The 22824-nt window shown below is 58.0% G+C and carries 17 protein-coding genes and 1 pseudogene; 9 read left to right on the forward strand and 9 right to left on the reverse strand.

Annotated features, from left to right (window positions below):
• The first annotated feature begins 139 nt into the window (after positions 1–139).
• Complete coding sequence (locus QGH30_05450) at positions 140–1717, forward strand: kelch repeat-containing protein (GenBank protein MDP7021780.1); 1578 nt, start codon at positions 140–142, stop codon at positions 1715–1717.
• An 18-nt stretch (positions 1718–1735) separates the two neighbouring features.
• The gene (locus QGH30_05455) at positions 1736–4597 is read left to right on the forward strand and encodes a hypothetical protein (protein MDP7021781.1); all 2862 of its coding nucleotides are present in this window, start codon (positions 1736–1738) and stop codon (positions 4595–4597) included.
• 69 nt (positions 4598–4666) lie between these two features.
• Here the strand turns inward: QGH30_05455 and QGH30_05460 are convergent, their stop codons facing one another.
• From QGH30_05460 to QGH30_05495, 8 genes are all read right to left on the reverse strand, one after another.
• On the reverse strand, positions 4667–5014 hold the full coding sequence (locus QGH30_05460; GenBank protein MDP7021782.1) for a hypothetical protein: 348 nt from the start codon (positions 5012–5014) through the stop codon (positions 4667–4669).
• A gap of 96 nt (positions 5015–5110) precedes the next feature.
• Positions 5111–6292, reverse strand: coding sequence for a glycosyltransferase family 4 protein (locus QGH30_05465; protein MDP7021783.1), 1182 nt, complete (start codon positions 6290–6292; stop codon positions 5111–5113).
• Positions 6289–7116 (reverse strand): hypothetical protein, encoded by an 828-nt coding sequence (locus tag QGH30_05470; GenBank protein MDP7021784.1) that lies wholly within the window; start codon positions 7114–7116, stop codon positions 6289–6291. The genes QGH30_05465 and QGH30_05470 overlap by 4 nt, the downstream gene beginning before the upstream one ends.
• Before the next feature lie 7 nt (positions 7117–7123).
• Complete coding sequence (locus QGH30_05475) at positions 7124–8803, reverse strand: FlgD immunoglobulin-like domain containing protein (GenBank protein MDP7021785.1); 1680 nt, start codon at positions 8801–8803, stop codon at positions 7124–7126.
• A gap of 81 nt (positions 8804–8884) precedes the next feature.
• Positions 8885–11323: a phospholipase D-like domain-containing protein gene (locus QGH30_05480; protein ID MDP7021786.1), complete on the reverse strand. Its 2439-nt coding sequence runs from the start codon at positions 11321–11323 to the stop codon at positions 8885–8887.
• A gap of 94 nt (positions 11324–11417) precedes the next feature.
• Positions 11418–13034 (reverse strand): capsule assembly Wzi family protein, encoded by a 1617-nt coding sequence (locus QGH30_05485; GenBank protein ID MDP7021787.1) that lies wholly within the window; start codon positions 13032–13034, stop codon positions 11418–11420.
• Between the two features lie 133 nt (positions 13035–13167).
• Complete coding sequence (locus QGH30_05490) at positions 13168–13326, reverse strand: helix-turn-helix domain-containing protein (GenBank protein ID MDP7021788.1); 159 nt, start codon at positions 13324–13326, stop codon at positions 13168–13170.
• Positions 13327–13664: 338 nt separating this feature from the next.
• Complete coding sequence (locus tag QGH30_05495) at positions 13665–14531, reverse strand: alpha/beta fold hydrolase (protein MDP7021789.1); 867 nt, start codon at positions 14529–14531, stop codon at positions 13665–13667.
• Positions 14532–14675: 144 nt separating this feature from the next.
• Here QGH30_05495 and QGH30_05500 point away from each other — a divergent pair, with 144 nt between their 5' ends.
• The 4 genes and pseudogenes from QGH30_05500 (at position 14676) to QGH30_05515 (ending at position 17451) form a co-directional block, all read left to right on the forward strand.
• A complete protein-coding gene (locus QGH30_05500; GenBank protein ID MDP7021790.1) occupies positions 14676–15632 on the forward strand; it encodes a malate dehydrogenase in 957 nt (318 codons plus the stop codon).
• Between the two features lie 391 nt (positions 15633–16023).
• A pseudogene (locus tag QGH30_05505) lies at positions 16024–16218 on the forward strand (hypothetical protein).
• Positions 16219–16371: 153 nt separating this feature from the next.
• Complete coding sequence (locus QGH30_05510; protein MDP7021791.1) at positions 16372–16842, forward strand: T9SS type A sorting domain-containing protein; 471 nt, start codon at positions 16372–16374, stop codon at positions 16840–16842.
• A gap of 78 nt (positions 16843–16920) precedes the next feature.
• A complete protein-coding gene (locus QGH30_05515; GenBank protein ID MDP7021792.1) occupies positions 16921–17451 on the forward strand; it encodes a hypothetical protein in 531 nt (176 codons plus the stop codon).
• Position 17452: 1 nt separating this feature from the next.
• On the opposite strand, the gene QGH30_05520 is transcribed toward QGH30_05515, so the two are convergent.
• Complete coding sequence (locus tag QGH30_05520) at positions 17453–18718, reverse strand: hypothetical protein (protein ID MDP7021793.1); 1266 nt, start codon at positions 18716–18718, stop codon at positions 17453–17455.
• A gap of 126 nt (positions 18719–18844) precedes the next feature.
• On the opposite strand from QGH30_05520, the gene QGH30_05525 reads away from it, so the two are divergent.
• The 3 genes from QGH30_05525 to QGH30_05535 all read left to right on the forward strand — a co-directional run bounded on the left by QGH30_05525 (position 18845) and on the right by QGH30_05535 (position 22791).
• Positions 18845–20308: a menaquinone biosynthesis decarboxylase gene (locus QGH30_05525; GenBank protein MDP7021794.1), complete on the forward strand. Its 1464-nt coding sequence runs from the start codon at positions 18845–18847 to the stop codon at positions 20306–20308.
• Entirely contained in the window at positions 20305–21024 is a 720-nt protein-coding gene (locus QGH30_05530) for a ubiquinone/menaquinone biosynthesis methyltransferase (protein MDP7021795.1), read from the forward strand. Before QGH30_05525 ends, QGH30_05530 begins: the two co-directional genes overlap by 4 nt.
• 102 nt (positions 21025–21126) lie before the next feature.
• On the forward strand, positions 21127–22791 hold the full coding sequence (locus tag QGH30_05535) for a S8 family serine peptidase (protein MDP7021796.1): 1665 nt from the start codon (positions 21127–21129) through the stop codon (positions 22789–22791).
• The last annotated feature ends 33 nt before the right edge of the window (positions 22792–22824 follow it).

Below are 22824 nucleotides of genomic sequence, written 5' to 3' on the forward strand. Positions count from 1 at the left end.
CGCATCAGGATCACGGCGACGGAAACTGTCTTCGCCACCGACAGAAGCGCCCTATTCTGTCCATGATTGAGTCGGAGAAGGGCTTGTTTTGCTCCCCCGCTCGGGTTACCCTGTCTGCCTTGAAAAAGAGGTACTCTGCATGACGCTCAAATCTGCTTCTGCACTGATGATCATTCTGTCTCTCTTCTTTCTCACCTCCTGTGAAAACCGGGTCGTGGAACCGGAAACCCATGTCTGGACACCGGCTTCCCTGGGTGGAACCGTGAATGATTCCCTGCTCTTTCTGAGCGTCTATCTTGGCGACCCGGATGAGGTGGCCCGCTTCTCCTGGGACTTCAATTCCGATGGCATCTTTGATCGCGTCGTCATGAACAATGGCTGGGGAATCGACACCCTGGAGATTTACACCTCCTACGGAAACCCCGGCTCCTATGTGGCCACACTGCAGGTCACCACGGACACAAATCAGCTCTACCGCAGAACTAGCGAAGTGCTGATCACCGATCAGCTTCCCCTCCTTAGCATCACAGCTCCCTCCCAGATCGCCTGCGGAGATACGCTCTTTCTCAGCGGCACAGTGATCGATGACGCCGGCTCCTCGGTCTGGTGGGATCTGGATAATAACGGAAGCCCCGACCTCTTTGAGTCCTACTCGGACACGGCCACGCTGGAAGCCACTCATCGGCCCGAAGGCCCAGGCATGCGTCCCCTGGCCTTTGGCGCCAGCGACAACGATTATCATGTGGTCGAAGAGGTCGTCGATCTGGTGGTGGGTCTCGAGCCGGAGTGGGTGGAAACCGACAGCACCTTCGCCTTTAGCCCGATGACCGATGGGCGTTGGGCTCATGCCTCGGTCACCTGGGATGACAGGATCTATGTCTTCGGCGGAAGAAGCCTGAACATCTACAGCGACTCGACGATCACCTACTACAGTACGGAAATCTACGACCCGCTCAGCGACACCTGGGCCGCCGGAGCCAATATGCCCACGGCCCGCTGGCTTTGCCGGGCTGAGACCATTGGGGACAAGATCTATGTCATCGGCGGCTACCTTCCGGATGGAAGCGTCTTCCGGGGAGCCGAGGCCTACGACCCGCTCAGCGACACCTGGGCTCCCGCCTCCGAATTCGGAGAGATGGACATGGCCAAGATCGGTTTCTCCATGAGCGAGAGTTTCGCCAGCGGGCAGGAAGGGAAGATCGCCCTCTTTGGCGGCAGTGTCGCAGGAAGCGTGAATGACACCACGCTGGTCTTCGACCCAGCAAGCGGCAACTGGAACCGCGATCTCGGAAGCTTCATCCGCACTCCCCGAAGCCGCATGAGTTCCCTGCTGGCCGACGGGAAGATCTGGACCATGGGAGGAATCGAGGATGCCTCTCTGGTCTCCGAAGTTGCCGAGTACAGCCCCTTTGACGGCCGCTGGATCGGAAGCCCCGATCTTCTCACGCCCCGTTTCGATGCAGCAATCGTTCTCCACGGGCGACACATCTACCTTCTCGGGGGAAGAGGATCCTCGGGGCAAGTACTCGACTCGGTGGAGATTTTTGATCTGGATACCGATCAGTGGCACGAGGGGCCCCGTCTCCCGGTAGCGCGGAGCGGCGCCAGCGCGCACGCGATTGGCGAGCGGATCTACCTCGTCGGGGGACATGGCCCCGACAGCGAGACCGGAAGCAGGGATGTACATTCCCTCATTCCCTGGCGATGTGAAGACTGATTCCCGAAAGGGAGCGGTATGAGATTTCTCCTCACCCTCCTCTTGCTTCTTTCTCCCTCCCTTGCCACGGCCCAGGAACTGGGCATGGGCACGGGACGCAGCCATCCCGAGTTTCGATGGCTGGAACGCGAGAGCGAGCACTTTCTCTTTGTCTATCCCGAGCATCTCGAATCCGTAGCCCTGGAGGCTGCAAGCGTGGCCGAGCAGGTCTACGGTCCCATCCTCGCGGGACTCGAGATGGAGTCTCTTTCTCAAAAGACCTGCATCGTCCTCAGCGATGAAGATGAAATCGTCAACGGCTTTGCCCTGCCCGGGAAAATGTTCCTCTGGGTAAATGTGAACGACTACATCACCTGGGAGGCCGGCAATGCACGCTGGATGAGGATGCTCCTTGCCCACGAGTTTCAGCATGATGCCTGGTTTGAAGCGGCAGGGGACTGGACGGGCATGATCTCTCTGCTTGGAACCCCGGCCTGGGTGGTCGAGGGAATGGCCGAGTACGAAACCGAGCCATGGGACAGTTACCGAAGCGATCTGAAGGTTCGCCAAAAGGTTCTTGCAAACCGTATCGAGAAGCTCGACCCGCACAACAGCGGCTTCAGTCGGGTTCGCTACCTTGCGGAAACTTATGGGGACAGCGTCCTGCTGAAAGCGATCAAGCACCGCAATCGGCTGGGCCTGGCCAGCTTTGGCAAAGGGTTCAGGAAAGCTGCGGGGATCAGTCTGGAGGACTTCGAAGAGGAGTGGCGCCGTGCGGCCAGCGCCTGGACCTATGCCTCCTTCGGGCAGAAAGAGGCAATCGACGAAATCGGGGAGAGCTATCCTGCTCCCCTGACCATGCTCGATGCTCTGGTATTCTCTGCAGACAGTTCCAGAATGGCAGTTCTTGGCAGGGCTTCCCAAAAGGAAGGCAAGTCCCTCTTTGTTATCGCCAATGACAGTACGAAAACCCGCAGAAAGATCGACGACGGCTGGATAGGTCTGGACTTCGCCTTCAGCCCGGACGCAAAGAAACTCGTCTATGAGAAGAAACACCGGGTTGCCCATGGCGGAATCCTGCCCGATCTGAAGGTGGCTGATCTGGAAAGTGGAAAGAGTCACTGGATCAGTTCCGCAAGACGCGCTCAGCACCCCGCCTGGTCTCCCGATGGAGCTTCCATCGCCTTTGTCGGCAACGATGGAAACCGGAGCAACCTTTATCTCTGTTCACCTGAGGGAAAGAATGTCCGGGCGCTCACGGACTTCCCCCACGAAACCCGCCTCCTCTCTCCCGCTTTCAGTCCGGAGGGAGATCGCATAGCCTTTTCCCTCTTTGAGGCGGAAGTGGGCGTGAACATCGGGATCTGGAGTCTTCCGGATTCCACGCTGCACCGGCTCACCGATCACCCGGGCAAGGACCTGCGTCCCCTTTGGAGCGAAGACGGCGAGCGGATCTACTTCACCGGGCATCGCAGTGAGTGGATTCCAAACCTCTACACGGTTCCTGCTGATGGAAACGAGTCCGGGGTCGAGTGCATGACGGACACGGGCGAAGCCCTCTGGGCCAGCGACCTTCTCCCCGGCGGAAACTCCCTGGTCGCCGGAGCCATGAACAGCATGGACACGCTGAGGCTTCGCAAGATTTCCCTGAACCGTCGAGTGCAGCAAACCCGCCCCGCCCTTGCCGCTCGCTACCGCTCCTGGACTCTTCGAGAGCCTCCGAACCCTGTCCCGCCCATCGACTATGACCGGATTCCCTCGCTCAGTGAGGCAAAGCCCTACAGCTCCTGGCGACACCTGCGGCACTTTGCCACTTACCCGCTTCCGGCCCTCGACTTTCAGGGAGCCGGTCTCTTTAGCATCTGGATGGATGCCGCTCATCGGCAACGATGGATTCTGGCCCTGGACACGGGAATGGATGACGGGAACTACACCGCCCGCGGAGCCTGGGTTCAAATGGAAAGGATGTTCCGGCCGGGATTTCTTGGTTTTGAACTCTGGAAGAACAGCCGCTGGGGAAACCGTTACTACAACAACGCACTTCTCTGCGATTTGCGGGACGGCTTCCACCTGTGGTGTCGCTACCCGATGAACTTCGGAGAGCACCTCTATGCCAATCACGAACTGAAACTGGAGTTCCGGGACGAGCGCATCGAAGTGAGCGACTTCAGCCAGCACGACTCCTGGGATCCGGAAGACAGTCTTCTTCCGGAGCCGGAAGTGAATTACCGGGAGAAGCAGCTTGCCCTCTCCTGGGTTTATTCGAAGACACCGCCGATTTCGACGAAGTGGGGGCACGCCCGTGCGGGCCATGCCCTGCGCTCTTCCCTGCGATTCTCAGACAAGGCACTGGGCAGCGACTTCGACTACCTGCGACTGGACCTCGACGGCTGGAAGGTACAGAAACTTCCCTTTGGGCAACTCTTCGGACGAGTCCGGGCGGCCTCGCTTCTGTCGGGGGAAGTGCCGGCGCAGGATTTCGTGGGGCTGTCTGCTGACCCCGGCATTTTCCCTCGCTCCGGGGGAGAAATGGACCTGCTCCACGAGATTCAATTCTATCCGGACAACTTCAATCCCCGAGGGCTGAAGAAGAGCGTTCCCGGACGATGGGCCGCTCTTGCGAGCCTGGAGCTTCAGGCTCCCCTTTTGCCGCCCCTTCCCCTTTCCGCCTTCGGCTTCTCGCCGGGAGGCATGACGGGACTTCTCTTTCTGGAGGAAGCAGGAGTGGGAGGTGAGGGAGATACGGATAACTGGAGGGGGGCCGGCTGGGAAATCCGCCTTCCCTGGAGATTCGCCGGACAGACTCTTCTCTTTCCAAGTTACGGGCAAGCCTGGGATCTGGGGGATTGGGAGTCTGGCCCAGTGGATTACTTCCGGCTGGCGGCGGTTCGGCCTTTTTAGGGGCCGCCTCGCCACAATCCACCGCTTGCTCATGAGGAGCCTGCGTTCATCACCCCACTGAAACCGGAATCAGTGGCTTCTCGAGCATCGCCTCTTGTTGGCAATGATAAACAAAGACAGTCCGACGATCACTGAGATTGCAATGACTGGACCGCTCACTGGCGATACGATATTCAGCGAAACTGGGAGCAGGATCAGCCCCAAGCCCAATACTTCCATGCGTGATCCGCCAGCATACCAGTTCGCCAGACCGGCAACAGCCCAGGCAATTACAATTGCAAATACCTTCTCAACCATTGAGTCACTCCTTGCACATAGATCAAAAGTCAGAACATGAATTTCGAAGTGCCACCAACCTGGCAGCTGGGAGAATGTAGCTGTTTTATTGTACTTGGCTCCAGCCAATTCTTGAGCCATGAATTCCTGGCCAGCAACTGCCGGGTAAATCCGACTAACAGAAAAAGACCAGATACATTCTCAGAGGCACAAGCCAAACAGAAGACGGGAGGCTAGCTAGGAAGACCCGACGCTTTTGGCCCGAGATTCAAAGGGAAGCTCTTCCTGGTGAAGAGACAGGCCCAGCACTTCGTAGTAGACCGATTCTACTCGCTCTGCGATCCGGCTCCAGTCCATGCTCTCCGCCTTGAGCTGGCCGGCTCGCCCAAAGCGAATGCACTCCTCCGGAGTAGCAAGCAAACGATCCAGAGCTTCGGCCAGAGCCAATTCATCGCGGGGAGGAACAAGCAACCCGTCGCGTTCATGGCTGACCACATCGCGGTAACCCTCGATGTCAAAACCCACGACAGGGAGTCCGGCAGCCATGGCCTCCAGAAGGACCATGCCGAAACTCTCCTGCCCCAGACTGGGTGCACAGAAGATGTCGGCGCTGGCATAGTACTCGGCCAGCTTCCCTCTCGGCACGAAGCCGACGAAGTGAATGTCATCTCGCAGTTGCTGGGGAATCTTTCGCTGGATCCTGCGGCGGTCCGGGCCATCCCCCACAACGATCAGCTCCAGATCATCCCGGTCCTGGCGAAGCCGCTCAAAGGCCTTGAGTAGGTAAGGCAATCCCTTGCGGCGAACCGTTGCACCGACGAATAGAATCTTCTTCTTCGAAGAATCCAGACCCGAAAAACTGTCTCCCCCCTGTCGGGCGATTTCCTCAAAAAACGAAAAGTCCACGCCATTGGGAATGATCGGATGCTCTCCGGGGCAGAGCGGCTCCGCTGCGAGGCGGGCCGCTTCGCTGACGGCAATCCCGGCTTTTTGACGCGCCAGCAGACGACGCAGGGGTCGCTGAAAGAGCCAGATCAGGGGATCCATGGAAAAGTTGCTGTGGAAGGTGCCAACCAGGGGACACTTCGCCCGCGAAAGGGCCAGCAGGGGAAGTGTCGGCATATAGGGATTGTGGATATGGACCAGGTCAAACTGCTCTTCTTCCAGAAGGCGGTCGAAGTGGCGTGACAGCCTCCAGCCCAGAGAAATTCTTGAAAGACTTCCATTGTAGGGAACCGCAAGACTGCGGCCCAAGCGGCGGATGCCGGGATCCCTTTCGACCACATTGCCGCGAATATTGCTGGTGAGAATTTGAACCTCGTGACCGCGCAGGCGAAGTTGCCGCGAAAGGGCACGCAGATGCTCGCTGATCCCCCCGGGCTGGGGGTAGTAAAACTCACTGAGCATCCCAATCTTCACGCGGTTTCTTCCTTTGTTTCCTTCGACTCGATCAGCGGGTAAAGTAGGCAGTACTGATCGGCTGCGGCCCGCAGTTCTTCTTCCAGAATCCCGGCCCAAGCTTCCATGGAATCGCCACCCTCGGGCAGCGGAGAGTGGATAGTTATAGCATATCCGTGAGCTTCACGCACAAGGAAGATGGGAAGCAGGGTGGCCCCGGCGCGATGAGCCAGGTCGATCCCCGCGCTTGGGAAATTTCTATGCCCTTGAAAAAAGGGAACTTGCTGTTTCCCTGCTCCAAAAACCCGGTCGGCGACCAGCCCCGTGGGATGCCCCTCCTTCAGGCTTCGAAAAAGCGACAAGCCTCCGCCACCGGCGGCAATTACCCGCAATCCTCCCCTTTCGCGGATCCTCCGAAAAAGGCGGAACAGGCGCGCGGGGCGAAGCTCCTCGACGGCCACCGTGAACTCTCCCAGTTCCCGGGCCATCCAGAAAGCCAGAAGATCCCAGTTGCCAAGATGTGCAGACAGAATGCAAAGCGGGCCATCATTCTGGGCGCGATGCAGATGCTCGAGACCCGTCACATGGAATTGCAAAGCGGCAAGCCTTGAAGGACGAGCTGCCAGGGAGAGCAGTTCGCCCCAGTAGCGACCATAGGAGGCAAAGACGGATGAAACCCTCGCGCGCTCATCGCCCAAAAGAAGCAGGTTCTCTCGAACCGTCTTTCTTGCGGGAGACAAAAGCCCTGCCAGCCGACCCAGCCCTGCACAGAGGCGGGCCATTGCGGAAAATGGAATCGCCCGGGCCAGGAGAAGACCCAGGCGCAAGAAGAAATCGAAGAGCATTCCGTTCCTATCGAATCAGAACCGCCTTGCAGCTTTCCTTGCTACCCTGAGACTCCATTCGAACAAAATAGACGCCGCTTGGCAAGGGCTGTCCCCGATCATCGCGGCCATCCCAGACAGTGCGACCCGGGCCGGAGGGAAACAGCCCGGACTCCAGAACCCGAAGGTGGCGGCCCTGCTCGTCGTAAACCCGAAGATCCAGCTGCCCGGGCTTTGAGAGTTCAAAGCGGATCTCCGTTTGAGGATTGAAGGGATTGGGATGTGGTTCGTGAAGACGAAGGGGCGGCACTTCCTCGACAACAGGGGTCCAGGGATCATCGCAAAAGAGCCAGAGGTTGTCGACCAGGGCCCCGATCGTATGCGGAGGAGGATTGTCCGAGTCTTCGCACCAGTAGCGGCACATGTCCACCACAAAGAGTTGCACCCGAACGCCGCTGATTTCTGTGTCGAAGGCACTGTCATAGGGAATGCCCTCGCACCACTGCACCACCTCGTGGCAATCGGGATTGTCGAAGTAGAGAATCGTGTCGTCAATCACCCAGGGTCCGTAGTAGTCCTCTCCTGCTGGACGGCCAGAGAAGGCACGGCCCAGGAAGAGCAGGGAACTGAGAGGAAAATCCAGATAGGCATCGTAGTGAAGCATCAGGGGCGGACTTTCGCCGTAGACCAGGTGCAGGGGATTTCCGTACTGATCCACTTCCAGGGCGGGGCTCTCCAGGGTCAAGCGGGCCCAGGGCGGTCCATAGGGAATCACTCCGTCCGGGTAACCCGGCTCCGTGGTCTCCGGGTCATAGAAAGTCCAGACGCTCGTCTCGTTCGTCCAGCAGGGATTGACCACTTCCACGCCTTCGCGCAACTGAACCAGGCTCTCGCCGGTCCAGTCATTCTGGTGTTCATAGATCGTGGAGTCGAGAAGCCCGTCCTCAAAGTCATCCTGAAGAACCGGGATCAGACCATCGTAAACCGCCAGATTGTCAATCCAGACCGCCCCGATGTCGCTTTGAAAAAGCCCGTCTTCGTCGCTCCAGGCTCCGTCGGAGGAAAACCAGAAACGGAATTGCCGGATCTCACCCCCGAAGTCGGCGGCATCGAGTTCCAGATGGATGTTCAGCAGTTCCTCTTCGGCCGTTTCATTGTTGAAGTAGACCGTCTTCCACACGCCCAGGCTGTCCACTTCCACGCGAAAGGTATCCCAGACATCTCCCTCGATGCTTCCCGCATAGGCAAAGTCGATGGAAACAGCTCCCGGTATCGCCCATCCCCAGTTCACCTTGAGACCCTGCTCCCAGTTGTTACCGTAGCCGATCGGATTCCCCCACCAGGGAGGGCCTTCCCGACCGCACCAGAGTGCGTAGTCATTGTCGAAGTCCAGGGGATCGAAAGGAAGAGCTTCGCTCATGTCGGTTCCATGCCCGGCACAGAGAGAGCTTGCCGCAACATGCCAGTCCCGGCTCTGGTCCAGGCCTTCCCGACCAAACCAGCCCGCAGGGTTTTGACCGTTGAAATGATAACCTCGCTCCCCCACGCCGGGCATTCCCTGCGCACCGGGGCCCTCAGCGGCAAAGAAGAACAAAGTGTCCCCGCGAAAGGGCGGAAGATCCGGGGGCCGCAAGGTCTCCGGCTCCGGCATCTCTGCGGCCGAAGAGGCAATCAAAACCATCAGGCAAAGGGAGAACTGTCGAAACATCATCACCTCCCTGCTTCACGGGAAGTATAGCACAAAAAAACGGGGACCAAATGGTCCCCGCCTTGCTGCGCTTTCCTTGTATTACTGGACAAGGACCAGTTTGACCTGACCAGTTTCCAGGCTTCCATCGCCGGGAACCTGTCCACTTACCCGGGCGAAATAGACTCCGCTGGGCTGTGCCTTGCCCGCATCATTTTTCCCGTCCCATCCGAGGATGTGATATCCCGCCTCCATGTTTTGATCTTCGGCCAGAACACGAACCAGGCGCCCGGTCGCATCAAAGACCCGAACATCAATGGGAGCCATCTTCTTCGTTGTGAAGGTGATATTGGTGAAGGGGTTGAAGGGATTGGGATATCCGTTAACCCGCGAGAGCAGGCGCCCGGAAACATCATCGTGTTCCTCGACACCGACATCCACCTCGCCCAGAGGGCCTGTGCCGCCGGACTCGTGGTAACGATCCGCGAATTCCTGCAGGTAGAGGTTCGAGATCCCCACATCGTGGAAGATCACCGTGTTTTCATCATTCTTGGTTTCAGCCGAGAAGCTCCAGTTGTGGCTTCCCGCAAGAACCATGGGATCGGAGTTCTCCCAGTTCGCATCCACGACGAGGTACTTGTGGTGAAGCAGGTTGGAGGAAGGCAGGAATGTGTCCAGCCAGACATCAGCCGGAGTGTCCCAGGCATAGGGATCCGCGCAGGGATCTCCGATCATGTCGTAGTACTGACTTCCCGTAGAACAGTTCTGACCCTCGTCAAAGACGCCACGAATCTCCAGTTCCGGAATGTCATAGCGACGGTTCTTCATTGCATCGGTGATGTGATAGTCCGTGAAGGCGTAGATGCAGAAGTAGACCGAATGGTCTGCCGAGCCAATGGTCTGCTGAATATGATAGCGAACCTGGTCCGTCGGGCTCATGTACTGCTCAATGCGGATTCCGTTGATCATGAACTCGTGGGGAGTGTTGTCGATCTTGTTGGAACCCATCTTTGAGTACCAGGGGTTCGGGCCGGGGCCATGGTTCCCCCACATCTCGTCAAACTCCAGGGTGTAGGCCTGGGAGAGACCATAGTCCTGGATGCGGAAGGTGTTGTTCGTGTCGCCATCGCCGGAGTAACTCAGGTTGGCGCTTCCCGCCCAGACCCAGTTGTTTCCCGTATCCACATCGAAGCCATCGATCACGATGAACTTGTTGTGCATGTAGCCATAGTTCTCGTCAGCGCCGTGGTTGCCGGCGAAGGTGCTTCGGATGTAGGGAATGCCATAGGCAGCGCACTGGTCCGCATAGGACGAGGAGTTGTTTGCATCGATGATAATGCGAACCTGACAGCCCCGCTGGTGGGCGTCGATGAGCGCGTCCCTCACATTGGTGGTGCTGAAGCTGTACATCGCCGCATCGACGGAGACCGTTGCCATGCCAATCAGGTCGGACACGATCTGGGAGATGTTCTGGTTCTCCGCCACATTCTCACCGTCGGCATAGCTGTGGTCGGCAGAGTTGCTCATGGCAATGTGAATCTGCCCGGGAATTGCGCTGGCGGTCACGAGTACCCGGTCGTCGCTGTAGTTGGTTCCACTGGAATCGGTACTCTTCACCCGAAAGTGATAGAGAGTTCCCGGAGTCAGGCCGCTCAGGGGAACCAGATGGTCGGTCTCTGAAGCTCCGGCATCCCCGGCCGTATTGCCGTAGCTGTCATCGAGTCCGTACTCGACTTCACTGGAGCCGGGATCGAGGGTTTCAAAGAGAATGTCCACGGAAGTCTGGGTGACATTGCGAACCAGCGGAAAACCGAGAATCGGCGGGCCGGGAATGTCCACGACCACATCGCCGATATAGCGGGGCAGGATCTCGTAGCCATCGGTGTGGGGAGAGCTGCTGTCGTACTGCTTCAGGATACCGATGACATCAAAACTGCCAGTGGGCGCAGGACTGCCGTTCACTTCGCAGTCCTTGTCGATAAACAGGAGTCCGATTCCTGTTCCATCGTCAATGTCAATAAAGCTGTTGCTCGAACTGGGAACCGTGGGCCAGGTGCCACTGTCGATCGTCACGCCATTGATGCGGATCAGGCGGCTCTCGTTCGGCTCCGTGTTGTCGGCAAGGTAGCTCGCATTCATCTCCGCACAGGTAATGACCATGGGATCTGGAATCACCGACGCGGGGCCATGATTGACGATCGTGACATCGGCAGAAGCGGTTCCCAGTTCCGTCAAACCCTGGTAGTGGGCTACGGGAGCCGTGACCGTCAGGCTGTCGCCCAGGGCGGCCTCGTAGTCATCGATAGCAGAACTGACATAGATGTTTATTCCCGCCGTTGCATCCTGAATGTAGATCTCCAGGCTGTAGTCGCTGAATACCATCTTCGGAACCGTCACAACGCCGGTGACCGTCACGGTCTGGCCAAGCATGGTGGGAACGCCGGAGGCATCATTCTGATGCAGGTCAATGATGTCGATGGCATATGCAGGAAGACTGACAAAGAGTCCCGCCACCAGAATTGCCGACAAGATGCGCTTCATGGTTTCTCCTTGAAAATTGGGATGCCGAGCTTAGTCCCCAAGCCGGGGAAGCCCCTAAAGTATAACAGATCGGAGATTTGGAAAGAAGGGGGCTTTAGTTAGACAGAAAGAGCTTCCGCCAGATTCCGCGCAGCCGAAGCTCCATCTGCCAGCCTGATTTCGCGGTCGGACCCTCGCGAACAACACGGGCCAGAATGAAAGAAGCGCCGCAATCCAGATGGCCGAGTTTCAGATTCCTCATAGACCAGGAAAGGGAAAAGAGGGACTCGCTCGCCACTTCACCCGTGATCCATTGCTTGTCTTCCTTCAGAAGTCCGAAGAATCCCGCATCCTTCCCCGAAAGACCATCCACGAATCCCCGGCGAAGTCGTTCATAGCCAAAGCCCAGGTCGCCCATGGTGCGGGGGATTTCCAGGTGGATGCGGAGGTTGTCGGCATTGGGTTCGATCCAGTGGCCGATAAGCTCGCCTTCGGTGAGCAGAAATCGCCGACGGTCCGAATCGGGATGGAAGTAGAGCTGCGGATCCAGGTGCGCGTATTCCAGATCCAGGCGAGCACCCGGCAAGCCCAGCGGATCAGCCCAACAGAGTCCTCCGAGCAGGCCGAAGGTGGAGGCGGCGGGTTTTTCTCCCAGCGCAGAGTCCAGCACCACGAGGCGGTCCAGAAGAAACTCGCCGTAGAGAGTGAAGGGCGGAAGGTCGAGTCGTGCGTCCAGCCCCAGCACTTTTTTGTCATCACTTCCGGAGCGGTCAAAGATGTCCTGGGTCATGGCCACAAGAAAGCCGACGGGGTTCAGGTAGCCGAGGTCCAGTCCCCGTCCTCCCCAGACAACCGCTTCGTAGATCCCGAAACTCAGGGGACCGGGAGGATGAATGCCGAAACGGTGGGCGGCCATGAAGGCTTCCCCGGGAAGGGCAGGAGGAAGATCGGAGCCATCAAGAGGCGGAGGGTCATCGCCTCGAAGCGTCTGCGCGAAAAGGGAAACCCCGGACAGGTAGCGGGTCTCAAAACGGAAGGAGATGCCGTCAAGGGGATAGGGGTTCTCGCTCAGGAAGAGTGTTCCATGGCGGCCCGTTCCCCAGTGTCGATGCTCCCGCCCGATGCGCAGGCTCGCACGCCCAAGACCAAGGGACAGAACCGCCCGGTCATTTCTTGCGCTGAGATCCGTAAAGGCGTCCCGAAGATTGGGGGGAAGGTGATCATACCATCCCGCTTCGCAGCTTTGGGGCGTGCGGGAGCTGTAGTCACCGCTCAGCCGCCACTCTGCGGCAAGGTGTTTTCCGATTCTGCTCTGGAAGCCCAGGAAGAATGCGCGATTGCGATGAGTGCGCCGATCGAGTTGTAAGGGAAGCAGGAAGTCACTCTTCCCGCCGATGGCTTGCAGGCCGAGGTAGGTTTCCCAGCGGGAAGAGGGAAAGCGGGAGAAGTCTCCCTTGTGAAGTTCCTCTTCCTGTTTCCAGAGACGAGCCTGGCGTCGAAGTCGCTGGAGGCGCAGGGAGGGAGCCCTGTTTTCGTAGTAGCCTTCCGCCGAAGCCAAGGCGCGGAGAAAGGCATCGCGGCTGATGGGACGCGCCTCCAGGCTTCCCTTCCAGGCACCGAGAGCGCGCAACTGTTCGAGGTCGCCATAGAGAGGGCTCTCCACGGGAAGGACCAGGTTCTCCTGAGCCAGAAGAGGCAGGGAAACAAGAAGCAGGATGATCCAGGTACGCACGACAACCTCCTTCCGCACTCTAGCGCGGAGGGGAGGGGAATAGAAACAGGAAAACCGCACGAGGCGGTTTTCCTGCTCTCAATACACCTAGATCAGGAGGATTCGGGAACCGGAGTTCCCAGGGGACTTTGTCCTAGGACAGAATCTCCATGGCCAGCCAGCGATCAAGCACGCCCTTGAGGAAGCGCCATTCACTGCCGACCTTCTTCGCCGGAATCTTGCCCTCTTTGGCAAGGCGGCAGACGGTTTTCACATGCATCTTCAGATAGTCGGCCGCTTCCAGAGAAGTCATGACTTCCGATGCACGCTCTTCGCCGCCCGTGTAGACGTTGGAGTAGTCAGTACTGTTCCACTCAGCCATATCCGTTTCCTTACTGTTGCAATTCGGTTCAGCGGGGGGAAATCCACTGAAACAGATGCTTTCCTAATACTTCCGGGAGATTCCGGATCGTCTGCCCACACAACAGCAAGGGGTGTGCCATCCGTTTTATGCGAGAGAAGCCTTGGGAGACAGGGGTTTGGGGCCGCCTGGAAGGCAGTGAAGTGGAGAAAAAGCGTCCATTGGGGGAAAAGATGACATCTTCCCATGGCAAGAAAGGTCAGGGAATCACGAGGAAGAATCGGGAAGAACTAGGAGACCGACTGGAGGAAGGTGAGGGTCTCTTCCTCGACCCGGGCCGCCGAAGGTCCCTTGAAGAGCTGGTGGCCGCCTTCCTCAAGCAAGAGAACCCGGGAATCCGCGTGACGAGAGCGCTTGCGGATCACATCAAGTCCCTGGGGACTGACTTCCATGTTGTTCTTCGCATGGACGGCCAGGATGGGGCAATCCAGTTCGGACAGGTGGCGGCGGGCTTCGCGAAGCGCGGAATAGCGGTCGGACATCCAACGGTGAGGGCTTCGGGCGACCATCTTTTCAAAAAGGGAAGGGAAGAGGCGACCCAGTGCCAGTGCCGTGCCTTCGCCGGCCTTGAGCTGCGGCTTGAGGGGAGGGGAAAGCAGGACCAGGCTCTGCACCGGCTTTTTCAGGGCAAGGTTCATGGCCAGGACGGCGCCGAAGCTGGAGCCGACCACATGGATGCGATCGCCCAGAAGGCGAAGCATATCGTAGCGAAGCTCCAGCGCATCCCGGGAAAACTGCCAGGGAACTCCCCCACGCTGGACTCCCACGGATTCCTCACTGGGCAGCAGGGAGCAATAGACACTCATGCCCGCATTGAACAAGGATTTCCCGAGGCGAATGTACTGGGCGGGAGTGCTGTGACCGCCGTGCACGAGAAGAACCTGATCCTTGCTGTTCTTCTGCAGGTAGAGAAAGGAGCGATCCCGCTTGGGGATTTCCTGCTTCTCCTCCTTCAGTCGCTGGATCTCGTAGTGAGTGCGGAGGAGGTTCTGTCTTTCCTCAGGGGAAACCTCTTCCTCAGCGTGCAGGTTCTCCAGGGCCCAGACAGTCTGGCTCATGTTCTCAATCCGGCCCTCGGTAGTACTTGGAATCTTCATCATCCCCCCTGTGGATGCCGCAAATATACTCGATTCTGTCGACAGATACCAGACACAGAGCGCAATCCCCTTGATTACTGTGGGGAGACTGTCATATTGTGACTCAATTCTCAATGCCAAGGGAACCGGACAAGGAGTTGTGAGATGGTCAAGAAAATCGGACTCGTGGGGGGCGGACAGATTGGCGGCGTTCTCCTCTCTGAAATCGTATCGCGTGGTCTCGCCCGTGAAGTGGGTCTGGTGGATGTCAAGCCGCCCGATCTTGCGAAGGGCAAGTGTCTGGATGTTGCCGAAGGCTCTCCGGTCATCAGGAGTGATGCGCGTTTTTCCGCGTCAAAAAACTTCAGTGCCCTTCGGGGAGCCGACTTTGTCATCAACACGGCCGGCGTCCCCAGAACCGTTCGACCGGACGGCACCTTCCCGACCCGCGAGGAACTTCTCGCCACAAACCTGAAGATCACCGATGCAGTGGCAGACGGCATTGCGAAGTACTGCCCGAAGGCGACGATCATCTCGGTGGCCAATCCTCTGGATGCCATCGTCTATCGTCTCTACAAGAAGTTGCGACCCGCCCGTGGCAAACTGATGGGCATGGCCGGCGTTCTTGATTCGGCTCGCTATCGTTACTTTGTCGCCGATGAGGCGAATGTCTCGGTGGAAAATGTGGAGGCCATGGTTCTCGGCGGGCACGGCGACACGATGGTTCCTGTTCGCAGCACCTGCCGCATCGCAGGGCTTCCCGTCGAACAGTTTATTTCCGCCAAGAAGCTTCTGGAAATCGAAACCCGCACCCGGAAGGCCGGTGGCGAGGTTGTGGGGCTTCTCGGAAGTGGCTCCGCCTTTGTGAGCCCGGCCTGGTCGGCGCTGGAAATGCTGGAAGCCATCATCTTCGACAAGCGGAAGATCATGGCCGCTGCCGCACTTCTTCGCGGTGAGTACAATGTGAAGGGTCTCTTCATTGGCGTTCCCGTGATTCTCGGGAAAAACGGCATCGAGGAGATCGTCAAGGTCAAGATGGCGCCCGATGAAAGAGCTGCCTTCCGCCGCTCGGTCAACGCAGTCCGGAAGACCTGCAAGGAAGTGGACAAGCTGAGCAAGTAGTTTGCTGGAGATTGTGTTTTGTGACCCCGTCCTTATGGGCGGGGTTTTTTTGTGGTTTGGAGGGGGGCGCCGGTTTTTGAAGATACAGGAATCGTCGATTTGGACAGTTTGAGTTTTGTGGTCGTCAGTCTTGTCTCGATCAGGGCGCCAAGGGGGCGTATGCCTGTGGGGAAGTGAAAGGGCTTGTATATGACAAGTCGGGCGGAACTCCCTTGATTTTGCAATAAGGGTAATGGTATTATCGCGATAACATCAGGATATAATGTGCCTTTGCCCGATTCCAAAGGGAGTGCCATGAACAAGCTCTTCATCGTCGCCAGCATCCTGTTCCTTACTCACGGTCGCTCCCGGCGTCGCTCAAGACTGCCTGGATTACAGCGAGTTTGCGCATATTGAAGGCAGTGTCGATACGCCGGGCACTGCCCGGAGCGTTGCCGTCTCGGGCAACTACGCCTATGTCGCTGATGGTTACTCCGGCCTGCAGATCGTTGATGTCTCTGATCCTGCTGCACCTCTTATCATCGGTAGCGTTGATACGCCGGACACTGCCTTTGGCGTTGCCGTAGCAGGAAACTACGCCTATGTCGCTGACCGTTACTCCGGCCTGCAGATCGTCCTTCGCCAATGCGATGACGATAGCACCCCCGTCTTCCTCTCCAGCTTTGCCCTGTCCCCTTCTGCGGGTTGTATCAATGCGCATTGGGAAACTTCCCACTTCAGCGACCCCGCCGAGTTTCGTTTGGAAGCAAGCACAGAAGCGGGTAGTTACAATGTCGCCTATCAGGAGACCGCTCCGGGCATCTTTGAGGCGAACGACTGCTCCCTTGCGCTTCAGGCCGGTGGGAGTTTCCACTACCGGCTCTATTCTCGCGAAGAGGGCAGTGACTGGATCCTGATGCGCAGTGAGACTCTGCAAGTGGAGGCGACACCTCTTGTAACCGCATTGAATAAGGCATATCCAAACCCCTTCAACCCGGCAACAACCCTGCGTTTCACGGTGGACAGTCCGCAGCGAATGCGCCTTGCCGTTTTTGATATTGCAGGTCGTCATCAGGCCCAGGTCGCCGACAAGACCTTCGATGCGGGCACCCACGAGCTTCTCTGGCAGGCCCGCGATGACGCCGGCAGGCGGCTGCCCAGTGGAGTTTACCTGCTACGCATGGAGGCAGCCGGAAAGAGCGAGACACAGAAGCTGGTGCTCTTGCAGTGACAGGGAACGGCAGAGTGCCACGCGCGCTTTCCCCTCTCTCTGTTTGACTCTCCCTCTCCCGGGAGCTAGGCTCCGCCCATGAAAACCCTCTTCCTTGCCTGCCTCGTATTCAGTGCAAGCGCGCTCGCAGACCGAAGCATCGAAGACAGTTCCGTGGAACTGCTTGAACCTCACCCGGCGCGTCTGGCTCCCGGGGAGACCGCCACCTTCTCCTTTCTTGTTCTCAATGGAAGTCAGGACGAGGAGTGGATCCGCGAAGTCCGCTTTCGCTTCGAAGCGGGAATGACAATCACCGCAATGGCCTGGAACGAAAGCCAGGCTTCCTTTCCCTGGGAGTTCAGTAGTAGCGGAACCGGCGACACCGAAGCCATCTTCAGCGACAGCAATGGCGGCTACGGGGAAATCATGGGCGGCGAAGGGGGAGAGTTTCTCGTGGAAGTCCGGGCCGACGCAGGCCTGTCGGTTGGGCCGTCGCAAATCCTCTGGACTCTCGAAGGCGATGGCTTCGGCAACGCTCCGCATCAAGCAAGCGGGGAACTGACATTCAGCATCGCCCCTGAGCCCGACTCCGAGGCCAGCAGCTGGAGCGAGATCAAGGCCGCCTGGTAAGCTACTCTATGGCCTCTTTGGCCTTTATTGCTTCTCGCTTCATCTTCAGGTACTGAAACTTCATGGCGCGAATCTGCGGAGTTCTGGCACGCTCTTCATAGGCACGGTCGAGTTGATAGACGATTCCCACCGAAAGCATGCTGAACATCAGGGGGATCAGGAAGGGAAGGAACATCCTCCACCCGCGCCCCCTGAGAACCCGAAACATCTTCATCGTGCCCGTGGCCAGAATCAGGCAAAAGCCGGCAGAGGCCAGGTAGAGAAACTTGATATCCAGCCAGTCGCCGGGAAAGTAGCGCAGGCAGACCGGCAGAATGGAGATAAAAGTCCAGGCGATGAAGAAACGCAGGTTCTTGTTCCCGAACACAAAGCCATAGACCGCGTAGCTGAAGATGATAAAACCGAGCAGGGGGCGGATCCAGAAGCGAAGCTGGAATACCATCTCCACAAGCCCGCCTTCCTGCACCAGACCCGTAATGTGCATGGGAAAGACCATGTGAATCAGGAAGCGGGGAATGTTCACGAAAAAGTTCCCGAAGAAGAAACCCAGACCCCAGCCCTCCGGATAGGACGCCGTGAAACGCAGATAGTCCGGGAGCTGGAAGAGGGTAATCGCAAGGCCCAGCGCAAAGAGAAGAATCAGGGGCGGGGAAAAGAGACGACGCTCGCGTTCCTTGCGGAAGAAGAGATTGTAGAAAAAGACAATCCCCATGATCGAAAGAGAGGCAAAGAGGTTCACCATGGCGACGGCAAAGAGCACAAGGGTCAAGAGGTAGCGGAGACTCAGCACCTTGCCGCGGCTATGGATTTCATTGGAAATGTAGGCCATGACCGTGCCCAGAAAGATGGTCTTCATGAGCAGGGCACTGACCCCGGCCGCGTACATGACTTCCTTCCCGTAGTTCCCCACGGCAAAGACAAAGAGCACCGCTGCAAGCAGGGAAATACCGGAGTCTCGTAGTGTCATGAGAATCAGGAGATAGAGCAGGAAAGCGTTGATCGCATGAAGGACGATGTTCAGAAGGTAGTAGCCGGTCGGAATGTCACCAAATAACTGGTACTCGATCCTGTGAAAAAAGTTCACCAGGCGGTGAGCATCGCCGGTGGTGTGGTAAACCTCTTCCGAGCCGGAAAGGTCGAGACTCTTCTCCAGATATTCGTACTCCTCCACCGTCCAGAATTCATTGTTCAGGATGGGAAAAAACAGGAGCAGGGAAATACCCAGCAAAATCAGGAACACCTGGGATCTGTTTTCAGAAAATCGCATGCTTCCTCCTGAACGCTTTCCAAAGACTAGGAGCAGCAGGAAAATCGGGCAAGGAAAAGCGGGAGAGATGCTGCTTTTCCAGAGCCCTCTCTTGCCCCCTCCGGGAGACCGTGTTAGTTCTATTCCATGTTCAAATACCAAAACCTGCGCGACTACATGGACTTTCTGGAGTCCCGGGGCGAACTCATTCGCATTCGCGAAAGTGTGAGCCGGGATCTCGAGATCACGGAAATCTGCGACCGGACGGTGAAGGCCGGCGGCCCGGCTCTTCTCTTTGAGAATGTCGAGGGTTTCGAAACTCCCCTCCTGATCAATCTCTTCGGAACCGAGGATCGCATGGCCTGGGCTCTGGGTTCAGGAACCCTGGAGGAGGTCGCCGAGCGAGTCGGGGAAGCCGCCAAAATGGCTCCTCCGGGCGACTGGCGGGAGCGATTTCGTGCGCTCGGCAAGCTGGCCTCCATTGCCCGGGTTCTCCCGAAAACGGTAAAGAAGGCTCCCTGTCAGGATGCCATTCTTCTCGGAGAGGATGCGGATCTGGACTTGCTTCCCGCGCAGCTCTGCTGGCCGGACGACGGGGGACGCTACATCACGCAGACCCAGGTTTTCACCAAAGACCCCGATACCGGAATCCGCAATGTCGGCATGTACCGCGTTCAGATTTTCGATTCCCATAGCTGCGGCATGCACTGGCAGATGCACAAGGTTGGCGCCCAGCATCATCGGGAAGCGGAATCGCGAGGAGAACGAGTGGAGGTGGCCGTCGTGCTCGGCGGACATCCGGCCATGATCTACGCGGCCAGCGCACCCCTGCCCGAAGGGGTGGATGAGGTCATGCTGGCCGGCTTCCTTGCTGATCGTCCGATAGAAATGGTGAAAGCAAAAACGGTGGACCTGGAAGTGCCGGCCGAAGCCGAGTATGTCATCGAAGGCTATGTGGAACCCGGCGAGCGTCGTCTGGAGGGTCCCTTCGGAGATCACACCGGCTACTACTCTCTGGCCGACGACTATCCGGTTCTTCATGTAACAGCCATCACGCACCGGAAGGATCCGGTCTATCCGAGTATCGTCGTGGGCCCCCCGATCCAGGAAGACGGGCCCATGGGACTGGCCACCGAGAGAATCTTCCTTCCTCTCGTCAAATTGCAGTTCCCCGAGATCGTCGACATGCACCTGCCCGTGGAAGGGGTCTTTCACAATGTGGCCATCGTCTCCATCCGCAAGCGTTACCCCGGGCACGCACGCAAGATCATGTCCAGCCTTTGGGGAACCGGGCAGTTGATGTTCACGAAGGTGGTCATCGTGGTGGACGAGGATGTCAATGTGCAGAACCCGGCGGAAGTCTTCTGGCGGGTCACGGCCAACATTGATCCGAAACGCGACACCGTCTTTGCAGAAGGCATCATGGATGTGCTCGATCACGCCACCGACAAGATGGGCTTCGGTGGCAAGATGGGAATCGATGCAACTCGCAAGTGGCCGGAAGAGGGCTTCGAGCGTGAATGGCCCGATGTTCTGGAAATGAGTCCCGAAGTGAAGGCACGCGTTGACGAGATCTGGGATCGCCTGGGCATCTCTCTGGAGAAGAAGTGAAGACGGTTCCCACCGGAGACAGCCCGGGGAAACGGGAAGCCGTCCGCGGCATGTTTTCGGAGATCACTCCTGGTTACGACCGGCTGAACCGGCTGCTCAGTGCAGGACAGGATCTGCGTTGGCGGCGAAAGGCCGTGCGACTTTTCTCCCCCGAAGTGCAGAAGGTGCTGGATGTGGCCGCCGGAACGGGCGACCTCTCGCTGGCACTTATTCGGGAGAGACCGGATGTCCGCATCTTCGCCACCGACTTTGTGCGAAAGATGTGCGAGAAGGGGCAGTCAAAACTCTCCGGGGATAAGTCCCTGATGGCCTTTGCCGTGGCCGATGCCCTGAAGCTCCCTCTTCACGATCAAAGCTTCGACGCCTGCATGGCCGCCTTCGGGGTTCGTAATTTCGAAAACCTGGGGGCAGGGCTTCAGGAAATGTGTCGCATCCTGCGGCCGGGAGGAGAAATTCTGGTCCTGGAGTTTTTTCCTTCCCGAAACGCCTTCATCGAAAAGATCTTCCGCTTTTACTTTCAGCACATCCTCCCCCGAATCGGCGCCCTTGTTTCCGGCAAGAGCGAAGCCTACCGCTACCTGCCCCGCAGCGTGGGCGACTTTGTGGATCGCGAGACCTTTGCCGAACTTCTTCGAAAGACCGGCTTCGTGGAAATCCGGAACCACGAGTTCAGCGGAGGCATCGCCACTGCTTTCCACGCTCGTCGCGGCGGATAGCTCCCCATCCTTCCCCCGAATCCCTTTTCTTTCCCCAAGAGGGCGTGCTATAATTGCTTCACCTCCTCAAGCGGTTTTCCACAATCCAAGGAAGGTTCCCTGATGCGACGTTTCATTCTCCTGATTCTTCTCGTCACGATTTCCCCCGGTATTGCGGCTGACAACACCCTTCTCGCAGTACTCGACAACCCTGATATCCTGAGCCTCGACAGCGATGGCAGTTTTTCTGCCCGGGATGCGGGCCTTTCTGCGGTGCTGGAAAGCCACGGCCTCTTCCATTACGAATACATGGCTCGCAAGGACGGAGCCCTGAACGAAAGTGATCGTCGTTTCCTGATTCTCGAAAGTGATCTGGCGAACTTCAGTGCTGAAAACGCCCGACGCGATCTTCAGGCCACCGGTGCCTTTGCCGCAGTAGCCGAACGATTCTCCCTGAAGACCCTGACCATGCCCAATGACCCGATGACCTCCAGCCAGTGGGCCGTGACCAGCGGCAGTGCCGGCATTCACCTGCAGCAAGCCTGGGATGTCTGTCAGGGAAGCAGTGCTTCCGTGATTGCTATTCTGGACACGGGCGTGGATGTGGGACACGAGGATTTGGCGGGCAACATGTGGCAGAACCCCGGTGAAATCCCCAACAACGGTCAAGACGACGACGGCAATGGCTATGTGGACGACTACAATGGCTGGGACGCCGGTGACAACGACAAGGACCCCAGCCCGGTGCCCTACCTTGAGGGAGGCATCGATGTCGGTTTCCATGGAACCCATTGCGCTGGCTGTGCCAGTGCCACCACCAGCAATGGAACCGGTATTGCCGGAACCGGCTGGGACTGTTCCATCATGGGCGTGAAGATGGTCGAATCCAATGTCGGCATGACCGATGTGGCGATCACCAATTCCTTCCTCTATGTCGTCGAGACCAAACCGGATGTCATCTCCATGAGCTTCGGAGGGCCCGACCAGGGAGGAATGGCCGCCTTCATGCAGGAACTGATCGACATGGCGGACGCTGAAGACATCGTCTGCGTGGCCGCGGCCGGGAACAATGGCGACAGCCAGATGATGTACCCCGGAGCCTGCAACCATGTGATCTCCGTGGGTGCAACAAACAGCAGCAACCAGCGTGCTTCTTTCTCCACCTACGGAACCTGGGTGGATATCGCCGCGCCGGGAGAGCAGATCTGGAGTTGCGTGCAGAGCAACTACCAATGGGACTTCCTGACCGAACTCCTCTTCATGCTCATGTACGGCTATGACGGAATCAATCCCTACATGTACTGCGATGGAACCAGCATGGCCTGCCCCATCGTGGCGGGAGTTGCGGGCATGGTTCGTTCGATCAATCCCTACATGGACTCCGACCAGATGGATGCTCACCTCAGCGACACCGGCGACTATGTCAACTATGACCATCCGATCGGCAAGAGGGTCAACGCCTACAACGCGGTGAACGATCTCAGTGGAACCGGCGCCGGAGACACACCCCCGGCAACGCGTCTTGCGGGCAACTACCCGAACCCCTTCAACCCGAAGACCACGATCCGCTTCGAGCTCGACAAGGCCGGCCCTGTCTTGCTGGAAGTCTATGATGTAGGCGGCCGCCTGCTGAAAACTCTGGAGAACGGCAGCCTTCCAGCCGGACCCCAGGAAAGAAGCTGGGACGGACGCGACAACAATGGACGGGCAATGGCTAGCGGCGTCTACTTCGCCAAGCTCCATACCGGAGACCGAAGCCTCTCCCATCGAATGGTGTTACTGCAGTAGTGTGGGGAATTGCTGCGCAGAACCGGCCTCTTC

This window comes from Candidatus Krumholzibacteriia bacterium, from assembly GCA_030748535.1.
Taxonomy (GTDB): Bacteria; Krumholzibacteriota; Krumholzibacteriia; order JACNKJ01; family JACNKJ01; genus JASMLU01.

What these genes read in the sequence shown, in the direction of transcription:
- QGH30_05450 (MDP7021780.1), top strand. Translation starts at nt 140, where the DNA reads ATGACGCTCAAATCTGCTTCTGCACTGATGATCATTCTGTCTCTCTTC.
- QGH30_05455 (MDP7021781.1), top strand. Translation starts at nt 1,736, where the DNA reads ATGAGATTTCTCCTCACCCTCCTCTTGCTTCTTTCTCCCTCCCTTGCC.
- QGH30_05460 (MDP7021782.1), bottom strand. Translation starts at nt 5,014, where the DNA reads ATGGCTCAAGAATTGGCTGGAGCCAAGTACAATAAAACAGCTACATTC.
- QGH30_05470 (MDP7021784.1), bottom strand. Translation starts at nt 7,116, where the DNA reads ATGCTCTTCGATTTCTTCTTGCGCCTGGGTCTTCTCCTGGCCCGGGCG.
- QGH30_05475 (MDP7021785.1), bottom strand. Translation starts at nt 8,803, where the DNA reads ATGTTTCGACAGTTCTCCCTTTGCCTGATGGTTTTGATTGCCTCTTCG.
- QGH30_05480 (MDP7021786.1), bottom strand. Translation starts at nt 11,323, where the DNA reads ATGAAGCGCATCTTGTCGGCAATTCTGGTGGCGGGACTCTTTGTCAGT.
- QGH30_05490 (MDP7021788.1), bottom strand. Translation starts at nt 13,326, where the DNA reads ATGACTTCTCTGGAAGCGGCCGACTATCTGAAGATGCATGTGAAAACC.
- QGH30_05495 (MDP7021789.1), bottom strand. Translation starts at nt 14,531, where the DNA reads ATGAAGATTCCAAGTACTACCGAGGGCCGGATTGAGAACATGAGCCAG.
- QGH30_05500 (MDP7021790.1), top strand. Translation starts at nt 14,676, where the DNA reads ATGGTCAAGAAAATCGGACTCGTGGGGGGCGGACAGATTGGCGGCGTT.
- QGH30_05515 (MDP7021792.1), top strand. Translation starts at nt 16,921, where the DNA reads ATGAAAACCCTCTTCCTTGCCTGCCTCGTATTCAGTGCAAGCGCGCTC.
- QGH30_05520 (MDP7021793.1), bottom strand. Translation starts at nt 18,718, where the DNA reads ATGCGATTTTCTGAAAACAGATCCCAGGTGTTCCTGATTTTGCTGGGT.
- QGH30_05525 (MDP7021794.1), top strand. Translation starts at nt 18,845, where the DNA reads ATGTTCAAATACCAAAACCTGCGCGACTACATGGACTTTCTGGAGTCC.
- QGH30_05535 (MDP7021796.1), top strand. Translation starts at nt 21,127, where the DNA reads ATGCGACGTTTCATTCTCCTGATTCTTCTCGTCACGATTTCCCCCGGT.